General features: G+C 71.1%; 11 protein-coding genes. 3 read left to right on the top strand and 8 right to left on the bottom strand.

What is annotated here, in order from left to right:
* The 3 genes from ACGFH9_RS28450 to ACGFH9_RS28440 form a co-directional block, all read right to left on the bottom strand.
* Positions 1-803: non-reducing end alpha-L-arabinofuranosidase family hydrolase (locus ACGFH9_RS28450; RefSeq protein WP_393225184.1), on the bottom strand; the 803-nt coding region annotated here is incomplete at its 3' end.
* Between the two features lie 504 nt (positions 804-1,307).
* Positions 1,308-2,639: a cellulose binding domain-containing protein gene (locus ACGFH9_RS28445; protein ID WP_393225181.1), complete on the bottom strand. Its 1,332-nt coding sequence runs from the start codon at positions 2,637-2,639 to the stop codon at positions 1,308-1,310.
* Between the two features lie 560 nt (positions 2,640-3,199).
* Complete coding sequence (locus ACGFH9_RS28440) at positions 3,200-6,079, bottom strand: BTAD domain-containing putative transcriptional regulator (RefSeq protein WP_393225179.1); 2,880 nt, start codon at positions 6,077-6,079, stop codon at positions 3,200-3,202.
* A gap of 418 nt (positions 6,080-6,497) precedes the next feature.
* On the opposite strand from ACGFH9_RS28440, the gene ACGFH9_RS28435 reads away from it, so the two are divergent.
* Entirely contained in the window at positions 6,498-8,618 is a 2,121-nt protein-coding gene (locus ACGFH9_RS28435; RefSeq protein WP_393225176.1) for a glycogen debranching N-terminal domain-containing protein, read from the top strand.
* A gap of 20 nt (positions 8,619-8,638) precedes the next feature.
* Here the strand turns inward: ACGFH9_RS28435 and ACGFH9_RS28430 are convergent, their stop codons facing one another.
* From ACGFH9_RS28430 to ACGFH9_RS28420, 3 genes are all read right to left on the bottom strand, one after another.
* Positions 8,639-9,154, bottom strand: a complete 516-nt coding sequence (locus tag ACGFH9_RS28430) for a sigma-70 family RNA polymerase sigma factor (RefSeq protein WP_393225174.1) — start codon at positions 9,152-9,154, stop codon at positions 8,639-8,641.
* 180 nt (positions 9,155-9,334) lie between these two features.
* On the bottom strand, positions 9,335-9,769 hold the full coding sequence (locus ACGFH9_RS28425; protein WP_393225171.1) for a DUF4333 domain-containing protein: 435 nt from the start codon (positions 9,767-9,769) through the stop codon (positions 9,335-9,337).
* A 16-nt stretch (positions 9,770-9,785) separates the two neighbouring features.
* Positions 9,786-10,466, bottom strand: coding sequence for a hypothetical protein (locus ACGFH9_RS28420; RefSeq protein ID WP_393225168.1), 681 nt, complete (start codon positions 10,464-10,466; stop codon positions 9,786-9,788).
* 232 nt (positions 10,467-10,698) lie between these two features.
* Here ACGFH9_RS28420 and ACGFH9_RS28415 point away from each other — a divergent pair, with 232 nt between their 5' ends.
* Together ACGFH9_RS28415 and ACGFH9_RS28410 are read left to right on the top strand one after the other, a co-directional pair.
* Positions 10,699-10,995: a WXG100 family type VII secretion target gene (locus ACGFH9_RS28415; RefSeq protein ID WP_007457407.1), complete on the top strand. Its 297-nt coding sequence runs from the start codon at positions 10,699-10,701 to the stop codon at positions 10,993-10,995.
* Positions 10,996-11,082: 87 nt separating this feature from the next.
* Positions 11,083-15,471: an FtsK/SpoIIIE domain-containing protein gene (locus ACGFH9_RS28410; protein WP_393225165.1), complete on the top strand. Its 4,389-nt coding sequence runs from the start codon at positions 11,083-11,085 to the stop codon at positions 15,469-15,471.
* Positions 15,472-15,536: 65 nt separating this feature from the next.
* Here ACGFH9_RS28410 and ACGFH9_RS28405 read toward each other — a convergent pair whose 3' ends face one another.
* Both ACGFH9_RS28405 and ACGFH9_RS28400 read right to left on the bottom strand, forming a co-directional pair.
* Positions 15,537-16,211 carry a hypothetical protein gene (locus ACGFH9_RS28405; protein WP_393225162.1) on the bottom strand — a complete coding sequence of 225 codons (675 nt, stop codon included), beginning with the start codon at positions 16,209-16,211 and terminating at the stop codon, positions 15,537-15,539.
* Positions 16,208-16,513: a hypothetical protein gene (locus ACGFH9_RS28400; protein WP_355243849.1), complete on the bottom strand. Its 306-nt coding sequence runs from the start codon at positions 16,511-16,513 to the stop codon at positions 16,208-16,210. Before ACGFH9_RS28400 ends, ACGFH9_RS28405 begins: the two co-directional genes overlap by 4 nt.
* Positions 16,514-16,688: the final 175 nt, after the last annotated feature.

The raw sequence follows: 16,688 nt of genomic DNA, 5'->3' as shown, positions 1-16,688 counted from the left end.
AGGCCGAAGTTCATCGAGCCCCACGACGTGCCGGTGTTGTGCGTGGTCGCGTAGACGAGTTGCCGGCCGTTGTAGGGCGCGACGGTGAAGTCCTTGAGCGAGACCCAGCCCGACTTGGGCTGCGCCAGGGCGCCGGTCGACGACCACCGGTACGACGACGGCAGGTCACACGTGCCACCCGGGGGCGGCGTGGTGGGGGGCGGCGTGGTGGGGTTACCGCCACCGTCGAGGCGCACGAGCTGCCACTGCTGGTTGGTGCCGTTCCAGTCGTCGTACTGCACGATGTTGCCACCGTCAGCCGTCGAGGCGCCCTGCACCTCCATCGCCTTGCTGCTGTTGCGGTTGATCAACCGGACATAGCCGCTGTCCGAGTCGGCGAGGCGGAACTGCTGGTTGGTCCCGTTGTTGTCGGACCACTGCACGATCGCGCCGCCGTTGGCTGTCGAGCGGCCGGAAACATCCAGCACCTTGCCGGACAACCTCGACTTGACCCGGTAGTAGCCGCTACCCGAATCCACGAACTGCCACTGCTGCTGGTTGCCGTTGTTACGCGTCCACTGCGTGATCCGCGCGCCGTCGTTCGTGGCCAGGTTGTAGACATCCAACGCCTTGCCACTGTTGCGGTTCACCAGGACATACCACGCGCTCGTGTCGACAGTGGCCGCGGCGGCGGGCGACGACACCGCCATCGCAGCGGCGCCAGCCACCACCGCCGCCGTCACAGTGGCGGCTGCCGCTCGTACCAACCAACCTCGCCGCCGCGACGGCGGTGCTATCGCCGGAGACGTACCGATGGCAGACATGATCCTCCTCAATCACCGGGGAGCCGAACGGCCACCCCGAAGCTGGGCGCTTCGCGACACGGGACCGGGCGCATACGGCGGGAATGTTCGCGTTAACAGGATCCCGGCATGCTGGGGACGTGCGCCTGATTCACGGCCGACGATGCCGGCCGGCGGTGTATCGCATCCGACGTCGCCCTTGCCCATCGACTGTGAGCGATAACATGCTGTTCGTCAAGACGTAACATCCGCGTAAAGTGCGGCCGAAGTGGCGCGCTCGACCCATCGACGCCGGTCGCACGCCTGCCAGCCGCGTCATCCACAGTGCCCACGGTCGGGCCGACGCGCCCGGCGACGCGGGATGACCAACGCTAACATCGACGTCGGTGCATCTATTGTCCGCGACCCCGATGCCTCGGACGCGCTTGCGGCGATCCGGCCGTCGGCGTACGCCCTGCAGCGGTGCCGGTGTCAACCCCGGCACCCGGGTCCGAAGCCGGTGGCCTCGGACCCGGGCATCGGTACTCAGGGGCTGGTGCAGGTGATGTTGCTGGGCGGGGCGGCGCCGTCGCCGGTGGCGGTGAACCCGAAGGTCGTCGAGGCGTTCGGCGCGAGCGTGCCGTTGTAGGCGGCGTTGCGAACGGTGACGTCGCCGCTGGTGCCCGTGTTGGTGCCGCTCCAGAGGCTGCTGATGCCCTGGCCGCTGGCCAGGGTCAGCCGTACCGTCCAGCCGTCGATCGTGCTGCCGGTGCTGTTGGTGACGGTGACCTCGCCCTGGAAGCCACCCGGCCAACTGTTGACGGCCCGGTACGTGGCGGCGCAGGTGCCCGGCTCACCGGTCGGCGGAGGCGTCGTCGGCGGCGGGGTGGTCGGAGGGGGCGTCGTCGGAGGGGGCGTGGTCGGCGGCGGCGTGGTCGGCGGCGGCGTGGTCGGCGGCGGGGCGGTCGGCGGAGTGGTGGACTGGAACTGGCTGAAGAACCGCCAGATCTCCCCCGAGGTCCAGGTCCGGGAATCGTTGGGGCTGGACGACCCGTCGACCGGGCTCGGGGTGTGGTCGCCGTCGAACGCCGCCCACTGCACGGGGTATCCCGCACGGCAGCCGGAGTAGGTGGTGGTGATGTGGGTCAGGCTGCCCCGACTGGGCTCACGGGGACTCTGCGCGGTGCAGCCGTTGTTCCTGACGAACGTGTCGCGCAACGCCCGACCCTGGGAGATGTTCAGCACGCTGTCGTAGATGCCGTGGATACCGAAGTACGCCACGGGCTGGGTACCACCGTTACAGCCGCTGAGGTTCGCGCCGGAGAGGACGGTGACCGCACGGATGACGTTGGGTCGGGCGCAGGCCACCGCGTAACTCATGGCCCCGCCGTAACTCCAGCCCAGAGCGAAACGCTGCGTCGTGTCGACACAGAGGTCGTTCTCGACCTGCCGGGAGATGTCGTCGAAGAGGGTCAGATCCCGCCCGTTGGTATTGGCCCACCCGGCGTTGATGCCCTGCGGCGCGACGAAGATGGTGCTGTTGTTCGACAGCGGCGCGAGGCCGTAGTAGCCGGCCGAGGCGACGTTGTTGGCCGACCCGTTCAACCAGTGGAAGCCGAAGATCAGCCGGTACGGGCGGTTCCTGTCGTACCCGCTCGGGATCTGGAGGATGTAGGTGCGGTTCTGACCGCTGCTCGTGATCGTGCGCGTCCCGTTGGTGAGAGTGGGTGCCTTACCGCAGCCCGCGGTCGCCGCGAGGGTGCCGTTCGTGGCAGCCGCCGCCTCGCCGCGGAACCCGGCGCTCAGCGCGCCGCCGGTCGTCACGACGAGTACCGCCGCGGCCGCGACGAATGTCAGTAGTTTTCTCCGTCTGACCATTGCTCGACTCCTTGCCGTTGATCATGCGTACGACATGCGCCTCGCCTGGCGGTCGGCGAGCTCCGGTTCGTGCCGGTGGGGGTGCTCGCCCCGCACACGCGGAACGAGGGGTCGGCCGACGAGGCGGCGTGACAGGACGTCCTTCCGTTGCGGGGCCGGCGTGCTTCGGCGGCCGGTGCGGCGTACACGGGTGGCGTACGGGCCGTACCGTCGCTGCCGGGGTTGTCCGCGACGGGCATGGAATGCGGGGCGTGCAGCCGGACCGGGGCGTCCGACGACCGCGCGGTCGCCTGGCAGTGGCGGAGCGGCCCGGACTGGTCACCGACCGGCGCGGCGGCGGGAAGGCGAGCCCTCGGCGTGCCTGCGCCAACTGTCCGCGGTGACTGGGAGCGTGCCCTTCGCTCCCCGCGCCGGAACATAGCATGTTATCGATAACATGCTCAACCGGTCGCGTGCCGCGCAACAGGCCACAGTGGGCGGTGCGGCCCAGCGATCATCGGCCGAAAGCACAGGTCAGACGGCTGGCCGGAGCACGGCGCATCCGCCGGCCCCAACGGGTGTCAGGCGTGCACGTCCTCGGATCGAGGACTGTAGTCGGTGACACCGAGCAGCCTGTCCCCCAGGTCGCACACCATGTCCCGCATGCAACGGGTCCCGCCGTTCTGCATGGCGTGCATGGCGTCGCAGGCCTGCCGCCAGGCGTGGCAGGCGCCGGGCACGTCGTCGAGATCCAGGAACGTCCCACAGAGCCGGACCGACGCCTCGAAGACGCGGATCCGGCTCCGCGCCTCGACGGCCGCCTGCAACGCCTGCTCGAGCTGGTCCCGAGCCTGGCGCTGGTGCCCCAGCAGAGCGAGACACTCGCCGATCAGAGTCCGGATCGCGGCCTCGTCCGTCCACGGTCCGGACTTCTCGCAGCGGGCGAGCGCATCGTCGAGGCATGCCATGGCCTCGCCGGGAGCACCGAGTTGGACGAGCGCGTGCCCCCGGGCCACGGATGCCCAGATCTCACCGTGCTCGATGCCCGCGGCACGGTACAGGGACAGCGCCCTCTCGTTCTCCTCGAGCGCCCGGTCGTGCTGGCCGAGCTGACTGTGGACCCGCTGTAGCGCGCCATGGACAGCGGCCAACTCGGCGATCATGCCGTGCTCCGCGAAGATCGTCCGCGCGTCCGTGAGCAGATCCAGCGCCTCGTCGTAGGTGGCCAAGTAGTGGCAGGAGTCGGCCAGGCCCCACATGGCGTGGGCCGCACCGACCTCGTCCCCGCTGTCGCGGGCGGCCCGAAGCGCCACCCGCATCACGTCCTGCCAGTCGTGGAAGCGCCCGGTGAGCTGCAACCACGGCCAGGTGGTGAGAGCCAGTTGCCACGGCAGGACGCCGTAGGCGCCCTCGGCCGCACGACGTACCGCCTCGAACAGGGTCTCCCGGTGGTCGTCGAACCAGCGGACCGCCGCGTCGTACGAAGACGGTCGCTCCACGACGACACCGTCCGGGGCCGGGGCCGGCGCGACCGCCGGGCTCATCGGCGCGAGCAGGAGCGCGGCCTGATAGCTGCTGTGCAGGTAGTGCCGCAGGAGCCGGCTGATCGCCGCCTCCCGCTCAGTCACCGGCTCCTCGGCGAGGAACAGTTCCTGCGCGTACGCCCTGAGCAGGACGTGCGAGGTGAACCGGCCCCTGTCGTCCTCGTCGAGCATGGCCGCGTCGGCAAGTTCCCGCACCATCGCCCGCGTCTGGGACGGCGGGGTCTGGGACATGCTGGCGAACGCCTCGGCCGAGATGCCGGCCGTCATGGCGGCGGAGGACAGGCGGAAGAGCCGGGCCGCGTCCGGGCTGAGCTGCCGGTACGACCAGGCGAACGCGGCACGCGGATCGCATACCCCGTGGTTGTTGGAGAAGGCGGTGAGTCGCTGCGCGCCGTCGCGGAGCTCGGCGGCCACGTCCTCCAGGGCGAGTCGCGGGCGCGCGCTCAGCCGTCCCGCCAGGATCGCCAGCGCGAGGGGTAGACGGCCACACATCTCGATGATCTCGTCGAGAGTGTCGGAGACCGGAGCGCTGCCCGCCAGGGCGCGGTTCGGCGCGTCGTCCAGCCGGCGCTGGACCAGCCTGCGGGCGGTCGGCATGTCCGGAGGGTCGAGGTGCAGCAGGTGTGCGCCGTCGCGGACCGCGAGGTCGACGAGCGGACTCCGGCTGGTCACCAGGACCAGGCACTGCGGGGAGTTGGGCAGCAACGGGCGCACCTGGGCGGCGTCGCGCGCGTTGTCGAGGAGTACGAGCATATTTCTGCCCGCGGTGAGGCTCCGGTAGATGCCGACCCGCGCGGCGAGCGTCTCCGGGACGCTGGACATGTGGAAGCCCTGCGACGACAGCAGCGATCCGAGCGCGTCCCGGGCGGACAGGCCGTCGGTCTCGGGCTGCTCCGCGCGCAGGTCGAGGTAGAGCTGACCGTCGGTGAAACCCCCGGCGACCAGGTGGGCGAAGTGCGCGGCCAGCGTGGACTTTCCCACGCCGCCCATCCCGTCCAGGGCGACGACCAGCGGACCCGTTCCTCGCGCGTCGGCCGCCCCCGCGCGCAGGCCGGCGAGAGCCGACAGCTCGGCGGTACGCCCGACGAAGGCGGGCAGGTCGGGCGGTAGCTGCGCCGGTCGTACCAGCGGCACCGGCCCCGACCGGACGCTCCGCCGTGTCCCGCCGCCGGTCGGGCCGTTCCCCTCCGAGGTCGTTGTCCCCTCCGAGGTCGTTGCCGTCCCGGCCAGCACCCGCCGGTGCGCGGACTGGAGTGCCTCGCCCGGATCGATGCCCAGCTCCTCGGCGAGACGGGTGCGGACCGACCGGTACATCTCCAGCGCCTCGGCCTGGTGCCCGCCGGCACCCAGCGTGGCGATCAGACTCGCCTGCACCGGCTCGTGGAACGGTGCCATCGAGGCGGCCAGCCGCAGGGGCCGCAACACGTGCGTCGGACGTCCCAGTGACATGGCGAGTTCGGCCGCCGGCACGCAGAGATCGAGGAACTCCCGATCAAGCGCAGCGAAGATCGACATCGCGGTGGTGCCGTGGGCGTACGTGTCGCCGGCCGGCCCGCGCCACAGCGCCAGGGCCTGGACGTAGCGGTCCAGGGCCTCGTGACGATTGCCGGCCGTGAGGCTCGCCCGTGCGGTGCCGACGAGCTCGCGGAAGCCGAACAGGTCCAGCGAGCCGGGCGCCGGCGCGAAGAGGTAGCCACCACCGTGCCGGCGCAGGTACGAGCCGGGCGCCCGCAGCGGAAGCGAGGGTTCCATCAGTCGCCGGAGCGCGCCGACGTACTTGTGGATGACGTTGGAGGCGCTGGCCGGGGCGTCCTCGCCCCAGACGAGCTCGATGAGGTCGGCGGCGCTGACGGGTCGCCCTGCGCGGGCGAGGAGCAGGGCCAGCAGACGACCCTGCTGACGAGGGCCGACGTCCAACTCGACACCGTCGCGCCACAGCCGCAGGGGACCCAGGATCTCGAGACGCAGCGCAGCACCGGTCGGCCGAGATCCGTCTTTCCCTTGGCGGACATCGACCGCACTCGACAATTCAATCTCCTGTTTCGCCTGACCCGTCGCCACCATCGGGTACCACCCGCGCTCCCAGTCTACGTGGGAGGTCCGCTGGCAGAACTCGTCACCGAGGGCGGAACGGGACGAAACACCGGACCGGGGTAGCGGCAACAGATATGTCACTGCGGGGAATACGTCGGATAATGACGTCCCGGCACCGTTCGTCCTTCTCCCATCGAGGCCGGTGATCCCGCGCCAAACGGCAGCGAGGCCGTCTTTTCGAGTCCTAGACTGCAAGCGTGTCCGGCGGGGCCGCCCCCTGCCACGGAAGAGGTGCGGGTTCATGAATTCTCGGCCGACGAAACAGCAGGAGACCCACCACGGCGGGGCCAACCGCGACATGCCGCCGGAACTCGGCTCGGATTCCATTGGCATATTCGAGGGCCGGACCTTCGTGTTGTCCAATTCTGTCGGCGACGTGCCGGACGATTCCATCGCCGGACTGGTGCACGACGACACCCGCTATATCAGCCACTGGGAGATGACCCTGGGCGGACACGCTCCACTGGTGCTCAGCGCGAGTACGGTCGATCCCTACTCGGCGGCCTTCTTTCTCGCCAACCCGGAACTGCCGGACCTACGGGCGAACGAGATCGGCGTGCGCCGGGAACGTTTCGTCGGGGACGGCATGTACGAACGCGTCGTGTTGCAGTACTTCGGCGCCGAGCCGGCCTCCGTACGTCTGCGGCTGGATGTCGGCGCGGACTTCGCCGACCTCTTCGAGATCAAGAGGTCGACTCCGAGCAGGCTGGCCGACATCCGGCGGAACCACCAATCGGACGGCTCCGCCCTGCGCTTCTCCTACCAGAACTCGCGCTGGTCGGTCGCCACCACGGTCGAGGCCAACCCGCCCGCCGACCGGGTCGAGGGCGACGCACTGGCCTGGGACGTGCGCCTGGAACGCGGCGGCACCTGGAGTTGCGAGCTACGCGTCCTGCTGACCTGTCAGGGTAGGGAGTTCCAGCCCAGCAGCCGCACCTTCGGCGAGTCGCACGACGCCGACGCCGACGACCCGGCGACACGCTGGGTGACGAGAAAACCGCACCTGACCGCGGATTCGGAACTGTTGCGCAACGTGTACCACAAATCGGCCGCGGACCTGGTGTCGATGCGCATCGTCAAGGAGATCAACGGCCAGGAGATCGTCCTGCTGGCCGCCGGCATGCCCTGGTTCCTGACCGTGTTCGGGCGGGACACGCTGATCACGGCGTACCAGAGCGTCACCTGCGGCCCGGACGTCGCGCGCGGGGCACTGCTGACTCTCGCCGCGCACCAGGGCACCGTCGTCGACGACTTCAGCGACCAGGACCCCGGCAAGATCCTGCACGAGTTCCGCTCGGGTGAGCTGACGCAGCTCGGCATCGAGCCCTACGGCCCCTGCTTCGGCGCGGCCGACACCACCCAGCTGTGGCTCATCCTGCTCTCCGAGTACTGGCGATGGACCGGCGACGACGCGTTGGTGCGGCAGTTGCGACCGAATGCCGACGCAGCGCTGCGGTGGATCGACGAATTCGGAGATCGCGACGGCGACGGTTACGTCGAGTACGGCACCCGCTCTCCGAACGGCATGCGCAACCAGTGCTGGCGCGATTCGCCGGACGGTGTGCAGTTCGCCGACAGCAGGCTCCCCGACCTGCCGGTCGCCACCTGCGAGATCCAGGGGTACACCTACGACGCCAAGCTACGCGCCGCGGAACTCGCCGACGGACCCTGGGCCGACGCCCCGCTGGCACGACGACTGCGGGCCGAGGCCGCCGATCTGCGCGAGCGGTTCAACCGCGACTACTGGCTACCGGAGCGCGGGGGCTACTACGCGATCGGGCTCGACGCGGGGAAGCGGCCCATCGATTCGATGACCTCGAACATGGGTCACCTGCTGTGGAGCGGGATCGTTCCACCCGAGCGGGCCGCCGTGGTGGCGCGGCACCTGATGTCCGACGAGATGTTCTCCGGCTGGGGTGTGCGGACCCTGGCGACCGTGGACGTCGGGTACAACCCCATCGGCTACCACCTCGGCACCGTGTGGCCACACGACAACTCGATAATCGCCGCCGGTCTTGCCCGGTACGGCCACCGGGACGAGGCCAACCGCATCGCGATGGCGATGCTCGAGGCTGCGGCCCACTTCGACTACCGCCTGCCCGAGGCGTTCTCCGGGTACGACCGCTCGCTGGGACGCCGACCCGTTCCGTACCCCACCGCCTGCAACCCCCAGGCGTGGGCCAGCGGCGCGCCCCTGCTCTTCCTGCGGACGATGCTCGGGCTCGACGTCAGCGACGGCGTCCTCGGCACGGACCCGCACATCCCCGAGGAGCTGGGCGGCATCCGGCTGACCGGGCTCAGCGTGCACGGCGCGAAACGGAGCGTGGACGCCTCCGGTTCGCGGTTGCGCTCCCTGGCCTGACGACGGGCGGGTCGACCGGGTCAGACAGTCAGGAAGCTCGTCCGCAGGGTCGACAGCGCGTCGTGATGCCAGGACCGCACCGTACGGACCGGAACTCCGAGTATGTGGGCCGTCTGGTGCGTGGTCCGTCCCGCCAGGTAGGTGTGCAGGAGCACCGCTCGGTGCTCGACCGACAACCGCCGCAGCATGGAGACCGCCTCGGCGGCCGCGACGGCGGCGTCCGCGTGGTCCGGCTGGGCGACGTCGACCTCCGGGGCGGTCCGCTCACGCCCGACGGCGACCTTCCGCAGCGACGTCACGGCCAGATCACGCGCCACCGTCATCAACCAGTCCCGGACCGGGACCTCGTTGAGACGGAGTCGGCCACCATGCTGCCAGGCGTGGATGAACGTCTCCTGCACGATGTCCTCGGCGAGGTGGTGGTCCACAACAAGCTTCTCGACGAAGGTGAGCAGCGGCCGGGTGTGATCGGCCATCAACTCGTCCAGCGCGGGATTCCGACCGGACGCCGCACAGGTCTCGTGAGCCGTTGTCATTGGCGGGTGCCTGGTCCTTAGCGAGCGGGTGCGCGAGCGGGGCCCGCCGCCGACACCGTCCTGCGACCGGCACCGACGATCGACCCGATCCTCGACGCTACGGTCCGCCAGTTACCGACGTCGTGACGAACTCTTACCGGCCCGCGCCGACGCCCTGGCGCACCCCGCTTCCCCGGCCGATCACCTCGGGCGCGCGACGTCGAGCTGACCCGTGGACCGGACCGTCACCCAGGTCGTGACCGTCGCCCCGTCGACCTCGGCCGTGCAGGTGAATCGGTGTCCCTCGATGACCGGCTGGTCGACCGGACACGCGACGGTGTCCGCGTTCAGCCCGTAGTCGTCCCGGAGCACGGTCAGCACCTGCCGTTGCAGGGCGGCGGTGTCGAGAACCTTCTGGCGCGGGAGGTCGGGTCGGGTCACGGCCACGACCGTCCCCGCGCCAACCAGAAGAACGAGCGGGACCGCGACGGCCACCACGAGCTTCGGGGACGGTCGCCGCCAACGGCTCGCCGCCGGCCCGTTCGCCGCCGGGCCCCAGTGCGGCGGGGGCGCGGGCTTCCAACGGGGTGCCAGCAGGGCCGTCCCCGCACCGGTGCCCGCAGGGCTGTCGTTCATCGTCGGCTCCACGCTCTCAGCGGGTGGTGGGGGTCGGCACGGCGACGACCTCCGGCAGCGGCTTCGTCTTCTCGCCGGTCGGAGCGACCGCGAACCAGGTGCCACCGACTCCCTGGCCCCGGATGTCGCCGGGCGCGGCGTCCTTGGCGAACCGGTAGACCGGCCAGCCGCCGATGGTCACCTGGCAGGTGCCGTCGGCCCGCTCGACGTACCCGACGAGTTGGGGGTCGACGCCGTCCGGGTAGATCCGACCGGGTGACGAGATGAGCAGCGGGGGCCACGTCTTCGCGCAGTCGCCCGCGCAGGTCGCCTTCGGCGGCCTCGCCGAGTCCTTGTCGAAGCGGTAGAGCGTCCTGCCCTGGCCGTCCGCGACGTACGTGCCGATGTCGGCCTGGTCGGTGGCCCGCAACTGCACCACCGAGCTGCCCTGACCGCGGTCCGGGCTGGCCGGGACGGGCACGTCGGACGGCCCGCTGTAGATCCGCACGCGGCGCTGCGTCTTCGCCACGGTCGGCGGCGGCACCGGGCTGACCTCGATCACCTGCGGGGTCGGGTCCGCGCTCGCGCTGACGGATGCCACCGGAGACGCCCCCAGGGTCGGCGCGGTCGCGGTGCCGCCCGCCCCCGTGGAGTCCCCGCACGCGGCCAGCGCCGCCAGGCCGATCACCGCGATCGCGATCCGCGCTCTCTGCACCATGTTCGCTCCACCTCGTACTCGGTGTGGACCGGGCTCGTGCACAGGTCCGGTACCCACACGGACGTCGTACCGGAACGGTTCACCACCGCGTCACGACGGACGCCCGCGTCCGACTCGAACTTGCCCTGAACCGGATGGCGTGAGCATCCGTGTGGGTGGCGGCGTCGGCGCAAGACGGTCCACGAGGGGACCGGCTAGCCGGCCCGGGAAACCGAGAAACCGGGAGGGCGACATGGCCACCTACCACATCGTCAGCGAGGACATCCAGGAGTCCGCGAGCTGGCTGCAGCAGAACATGCAGACCCTGCTGGACGGGATGACCCAGGCCAAGAGCAAGATCGACACACTGATCCAGGGTGGCTACAACACCCCGGGCGCGCAGCAGCAGTTCGGGCCGTACTTCGAGGAGTACAAGGGCAGCGTCGACCAGACCCTGCACGGCATGGAAGGCATCAGCCAGTACCTCACGCAGGTCAGCGACGCCTTCTCCGAGACCGACACGCAGACCGCCGCCAGCCTCAGCCGCTGACGAAACGAACGGTCGGGGCCGCGTGGTGAGCATTCACCGCGCGGCCCCGACCGTGTTCCCGACGGATCATCCGACCAGGAGATACCCGTGCGCCTGTTGCTCACCGTGACGGACCAGTCCACCCCCGCGACCGACTACCAGGTCGAGGCTGCCCTCGACTCCACAGTCGCGGAGCTCGCCGAGGTGCTGGCGGGGCGTCGTCCGGAACCCGGCACCCGTCCGCCGACGATCTTCGTCGCCGGCGCGCCGCTGGACCCCGGGCTCACGCTCGCCGACGCGCCGCTGTGGCAGGGCAGCGTTCTCGAACTGGACCGCCCGGCACCCGTGTCGCCCGCACGGACGCCGGGTCCGCTGGAGATCCGGGTGGTCAGCGGTCTGGGCGCCGGCAACCTCTACCCGCTCGACATCGGCGAGCACGCCATCGGCTCCTCCGACGACGGCCACGTGCTCGTGCACGACGACCCGCTCGCGCCCGCGCTCGCGCGGCTGCGCGTCACCGAGGACGGGGAGTGCTGGCTCCACCCGACCGGACCCGGGCTGTTGCTCGACCGGGTGGAGATCGACGAGCAGGAGCGGATCTGGGCGACCGGGGCGCAACTCGCCGCGGGTTCGTCCCTGCTGGAGCTTCGCCGCCCCCTTGCGGACGAGGCGGCACTCCAGATCTCGGAGGACCGGACGGGCCTCGACTACAACCGTCCGCCCCGCCTGCTGCCCGCGGCGCGGACCACCCAGTTCACGCTTCCCGGGCCGCCGGCGCCTCCGGAGCGGCGGCCACTCACGCTGATCACCGTGTTGGCACCGGTCGTGCTCTCCGGCGCCGCGTTCGTCATCACCCGCAACCCGCTCACGTTGCTCTTCGCCATCCTGTCGCCCCTGGTGCTCATCGCCGGTCAGATCGGCGCGCGGCGTCAAGGCCGGGCCACGTACCGCTCCCGGCTGGCCGAGTACGACAAGAAGAGGGCACGCGTCAGCGGCGAGGCCGAGGAGGCGCTGGCCACCGAACGGCTGGTCCGCCGGGACAACTGCCCCGACCCCGCCGCGATGGGGCTGATCGCCGTCGGGCCGCAGCGTCGCCTCTGGGAGCGACGGCGTACCGACCCCGACTTTCTGGAGCTGCGGGTCGGCAGCGCGGACCTGCCCTCCGAGGTGGTGCTGCGGGACCTGAGCCAGGACGAGAACCGGCGCGAGGTCCGGTGGAGCGCCCTCGACGTGCCCGCGACCGTGCCGGTGCGTAAGCACGGAGTCGTGGGGGTGGCCGGCGACGCCGTCGCTCGTACGACGGTTCGTTGGATGATGGCCCAGGCCAGTGCCCTGCACAGTCCGGAAGACCTACAGATCTACCTGCTCTGCGGAACCGCCGACGAGGCCGGGTGGGCCTGGGCGGGGTGGCTGCCACACCTGCGGCCCCGCGACGGTCAGGACACCCTCGCCACGGTCGGCACCGACACCCAGACCCTGGCCCGCCGGGTCGGTGAACTGGTGACGATCATCTCGTCCCGCTCCGGTGAGCGAACCAACGGCGCGTTCCGGGACGTGCTCGTGGTGCTCGACGGGGCCCGCAAGCTGCGGTCCCTGCCCGGCGTCACCCAGATCCTGCGCGAAGGACCAGCGGTCGGGGTGTACGCCATCTGCCTGGACGCCGAGGAGAGGCTGCTGCCCGAGGAGTGCCAGGCGGTCATCACCCAGCAGGAGGACGGATCGCTGCTGGTGACCCAGACCCTCGCCGCCCCGATCGCCGACGTCCACCCGGACGTCGTCCCGCCCGAGTGGCTGTACCGGGTGGCGCGGGCGCTGGCGCCGCTGCGGGACATCGGTGGCGCCGACGAGGAGAGCGCCCTGCCCGGCGCGAGTCGGCTGCTCGACGTACTCGGGATGGAGCCGCCGGAGCCGGATGCCGTGACGGCCCGGTGGACCTCGGGTGGTCGGACCACCGAGGCGGTGCTCGGTGTGTCGCTCGACGGGCCGTTCGCGCTCGACCTGAAGCGGGACGGACCACACGGCCTCGTCGCCGGCACCACCGGCTCCGGCAAGTCGGAGCTGCTGCAGACCCTCGTCGCGTCCCTCGCCGTGGCCAACCGACCGGACGCGATGACGTTCGTGCTTGTCGACTACAAGGGCGGCAGCGCGTTCAAGGACTGCGTCCTCCTGCCGCACACCGTCGGCATGGTCACCGACCTGGACACCCACCTGGTGGGCCGGGCGCTGACCTCGCTCTCGGCGGAGCTGCGGCGACGCGAACACATCCTGGCCGAGGCCGGAGCGAAGGACATCGACGACTATGTGGAGCTGCTGCGCCGCGAGCCGTCCCGCGTCGCGATGCCCCGGCTGCTCATCGTGATCGACGAGTTCGCGTCGATGGTCCGCGACCTGCCCGACTTCGTGACCGGACTGGTCAACATCGCCCAGCGAGGCCGGTCGCTCGGCATCCACCTGGTGCTGGCGACCCAGCGACCGGGCGGCGTGGTCTCCCCTGAGATCCGGGCCAACACCAACCTGCGCATCGCCCTGCGGGTCACCGACAGCAGCGAGAGCCAGGACGTGCTGAACGCCCCGGACGCGGCCACCATCTCGAAGTCGACGCCGGGCCGCGCCTTCGTCCGTCTCGCCCAGTCGTCGCTGGTGCCGTTCCAGGCCGGCCGGGTCGGCGGGTTCCGCCCCGGGGCGCGCAGCACTGACCGACCGGCCCCCTGGCTGGCGCCACTGTCCTTTCCCGACCTCGGCCGGCCCGCGCCTCGTCGCCGTTCCGGCGAAGCGGCGCCATCGGCCGAGCTGACCGACCTGGCGGTGCTCGTGACGGCGATCCGGGACGCCAGCGAACGACTCGGCATCCCGGCCCAGCACAGCCCCTGGCTACCCGCGCTGCCGACGTCGCTGACCGTGGACGCGCTGCCTCCGGCCCGCGCCAGCGACTACCACCTCCCGGCGGTCGCCTACGGGCTGGTCGACCTTCCCGCCCAGCAGGACCAGGTGCCGTTGGCGCTGGACCTCTCCACGCTCGGCCACCTGCACGTCATCGGCTCCTCGCGCAGCGGCCGATCGCAGACGCTCCGGACGATCGCCGGCGCTCTCGCCCGCGTCCACTCCGCGGCCGACGTCCACCTGTACGGCGTCGACTGCGGCAACGGGGCGTTGCTCGCCCTCAACGGCCTGCCGCACTGCGGAGCGGTGGTGCAGCGTACCGAGGCGGAACGGCTCGGCCGGCTGTTCGCCCGCCTCGGCGCGGAACTGGGCCGGCGGCAGCAACTGCTCGCCGGACGGGGCTCGGCGAGCATGGTCGAGTACCGCGCCGGTACGCCCGCTGGTGAGCGACCGCCACACATCCTGGTGCTCCTGGACCGGTTCGAAGTCTTCGACAAGACGTTCGCCGACTACGACAACGGCACGATCATGGCGGGTCTGCTCACGCTGCTCCGCGAGGGTGCCGGAGTGGGCATCCACGTGGTGCTGGCGGGTGACCGGGCGATGTTCTCCAGCCGGATCTCGTCCACGAGCGACGACAAGCTGGTGCTACGCCTGACCGAACGCGGTGACTACAGCATGGTCGGCATCAACCACCGGCAACTGCCGGACGAGATCGAGGCGGGCCGCGCGATCCGGGCAGCCGACGGCGCCGAGGCGCAGATCGCGCTGCTCGGCGAGGACACCTCGGGTCAGGGGCAGGCGCGCGTACTCGCCGACATCGCCGAGACGGCCCGGCAGCGGGACGCGGACGTCGCGGCCGTCGACCGCCCGTTCCGGATCGACGTGCTGCCCGACGAGTTGACCCTCGCGGACACGGAGGCGCTCAGCCGACCCGACGAGCCACTGTGGACAATGCTGGGTGTCGGTGGCGACGAACTCACCGCGATCGGACCGGATCTGACGATCGTCCCGACCCTGGTCCTGGCGGGTCCGCCGCGCTCGGGGCGGAGCACCGCGTTGCTGACGATAGTGGCCGGGCTGCTGCGCAAGGGCACACAGGTGGTCGTGGCGGCGCCCCGCAGATCGCCACTGCGCGAGCTGGCCGGCCTGCCGGGCGTGCTCGACCTCGTTCCGGGCGAGAACCTGACCTCCGCCGCTCTGACGGCCGCTCTGGAGCAACGGAGCGGGCCGGCGGTGGTGGTGCTGGACGACGCCGAGTTGCTGCTCAAATGCGACGCGGGAAGCGATCTCGGGGAGATCGCGCGGTCCGGCACGGAACGAGGGCTCGGACTGATCATGGCCGGCACCATCGACGGCCTGTCCGGCGGCTTCGGCGGCTGGCACGTCGATGCCCGGCGCAACCGACAGGGCGCGCTCCTCAGCCCGCAGGGCCTCGGCGACGGCGAGCTGATCGGCGCCAAGCTGAGCCGGGGACAGCTCGGCGGGGGACGGCTGGGCCGGGCGCTGCTGCACCTGGGCGACGGTACCGTCCGCCTCGTGCAGGTGCCCCGGACCGACCCGGCGGCGCTGCGGACGCTGGTGACGCCAGCGGAGGCCGCCCCGGTGCAGGAGTGAGGTAGGGGCCGGATACCACAGGGGGACACCGCGGCGCGGTGTCCCCCTGTCGTCGCGTACCGCACTCAGGCGTCGGTCGCGGTCGCATCCGTCGACTCCGGCCGCGCGGTCAACGCCGGCTGCTCGTCGTCCCAGGTGAACGCCAGCGTCTCGGTGATCGCGCCGAAGAGTCCGAAGATCTCCTCCGCCTCCGCGAGGTTCGGGCTCGATCCGGTCACCACGACGACGTCCGCCGAACCCGGCATCGGCACGACGGTGTGCATCACCGCGCACCGCATCGTCGCGCCGTCCTGGACGACGTTCTGAATGCCGTACACACGGCCCACGGTGCCGATTTCGGGGATCACCGCGGTCGTCACCCGCCGCCAGGTCCCGTCGGCCCGGGTCGGTTGCCCCACGGCGGTCAGCGCGCCGAGGATGTCGCCGTTGGCCGGTGGCGTGACCACCGCGACCACCACGGTGGCGGTGAGCGGGCCGTCCTCGTACATCTCGAAGACGCCCGCGGCGTGCACCGCGCCGCTGCGCCGGGCCTGGCGTACCGACCGGCGTACCTGCTCGGCGAAGCGGCCCGCCTGGTCCGCGGTGAAGCCGCCGGTCAGGGCGTGTTCCCGTGCCTCCTCGCCCAGCCGGTTCTCGCTCGCCTCGTCGGCCACCGGGAAGTCGACCCACGCCTGCGGAGTGCGCAGCTCGAAGCCGGTCGGGGTGGGCGTCGCGGCATGGGCCTGGGTCGGGGCGCTCACTGTGCGGCCTGCTGGTCCGGCGCGGTCAACGCGTTGACCGTCTGGGTGTCGGTCTCCCGGAACGCGTCGGCGACGGCCTTCGCGGCGTCGCGTACGCCACCAAGGTCCTTGCCCACGACGTGCCGGCCGTCGCCCCACCGCTTCTCGAAGTGCCGGGCGGCGTCCTCCAGGCCGCGCTGCCCGAGGGTGTCGACCACCGCGCCCATCGACCGGACCGACGCGCCGTCCATCAACTCCTTGGTACGCCGCAGCAGCTCGTGTACGCGTTCCAGCTCCGCGCCCGGAACGAGGATCTCGCTCATCCCGCGCGCTCCCCCGCCGGCCTGCCCATCGCATCGCTCATCTCCGCACCCTCCAGACCGTCACGGCAACTGCGCCGTACACGGATCGGCGGCCAACCCGGTTCACCTGCTGAACCGATCTCCCGCCGGCTACGTGTGCGATCCGGCTCCCGGCGGACGGCCCGGGCGTCGGTGT

The sequence above is a fragment of the Micromonospora sp. NPDC049102 genome (assembly GCF_043197485.1).
GTDB lineage: Bacteria > Actinomycetota > Actinomycetes > Mycobacteriales > Micromonosporaceae > Micromonospora.
The sequence above is the reverse complement of the archived record's forward strand: the minus strand, read 5'-3'. Positions and strand labels throughout refer to the sequence as shown.

Coding starts and splice junctions, on each gene's coding strand:
- ACGFH9_RS28445 (WP_393225181.1), bottom strand. CDS start 2,639: ATGGTCAGACGGAGAAAACTACTGACATTCGTCGCGGCCGCGGCGGTA.
- ACGFH9_RS28435 (WP_393225176.1), top strand. CDS start 6,498: ATGAATTCTCGGCCGACGAAACAGCAGGAGACCCACCACGGCGGGGCC.
- ACGFH9_RS28430 (WP_393225174.1), bottom strand. CDS start 9,154: ATGACAACGGCTCACGAGACCTGTGCGGCGTCCGGTCGGAATCCCGCG.
- ACGFH9_RS28425 (WP_393225171.1), bottom strand. CDS start 9,769: ATGAACGACAGCCCTGCGGGCACCGGTGCGGGGACGGCCCTGCTGGCA.
- ACGFH9_RS28420 (WP_393225168.1), bottom strand. CDS start 10,466: ATGGTGCAGAGAGCGCGGATCGCGATCGCGGTGATCGGCCTGGCGGCG.
- ACGFH9_RS28415 (WP_007457407.1), top strand. CDS start 10,699: ATGGCCACCTACCACATCGTCAGCGAGGACATCCAGGAGTCCGCGAGC.
- ACGFH9_RS28400 (WP_355243849.1), bottom strand. CDS start 16,513: ATGAGCGAGATCCTCGTTCCGGGCGCGGAGCTGGAACGCGTACACGAG.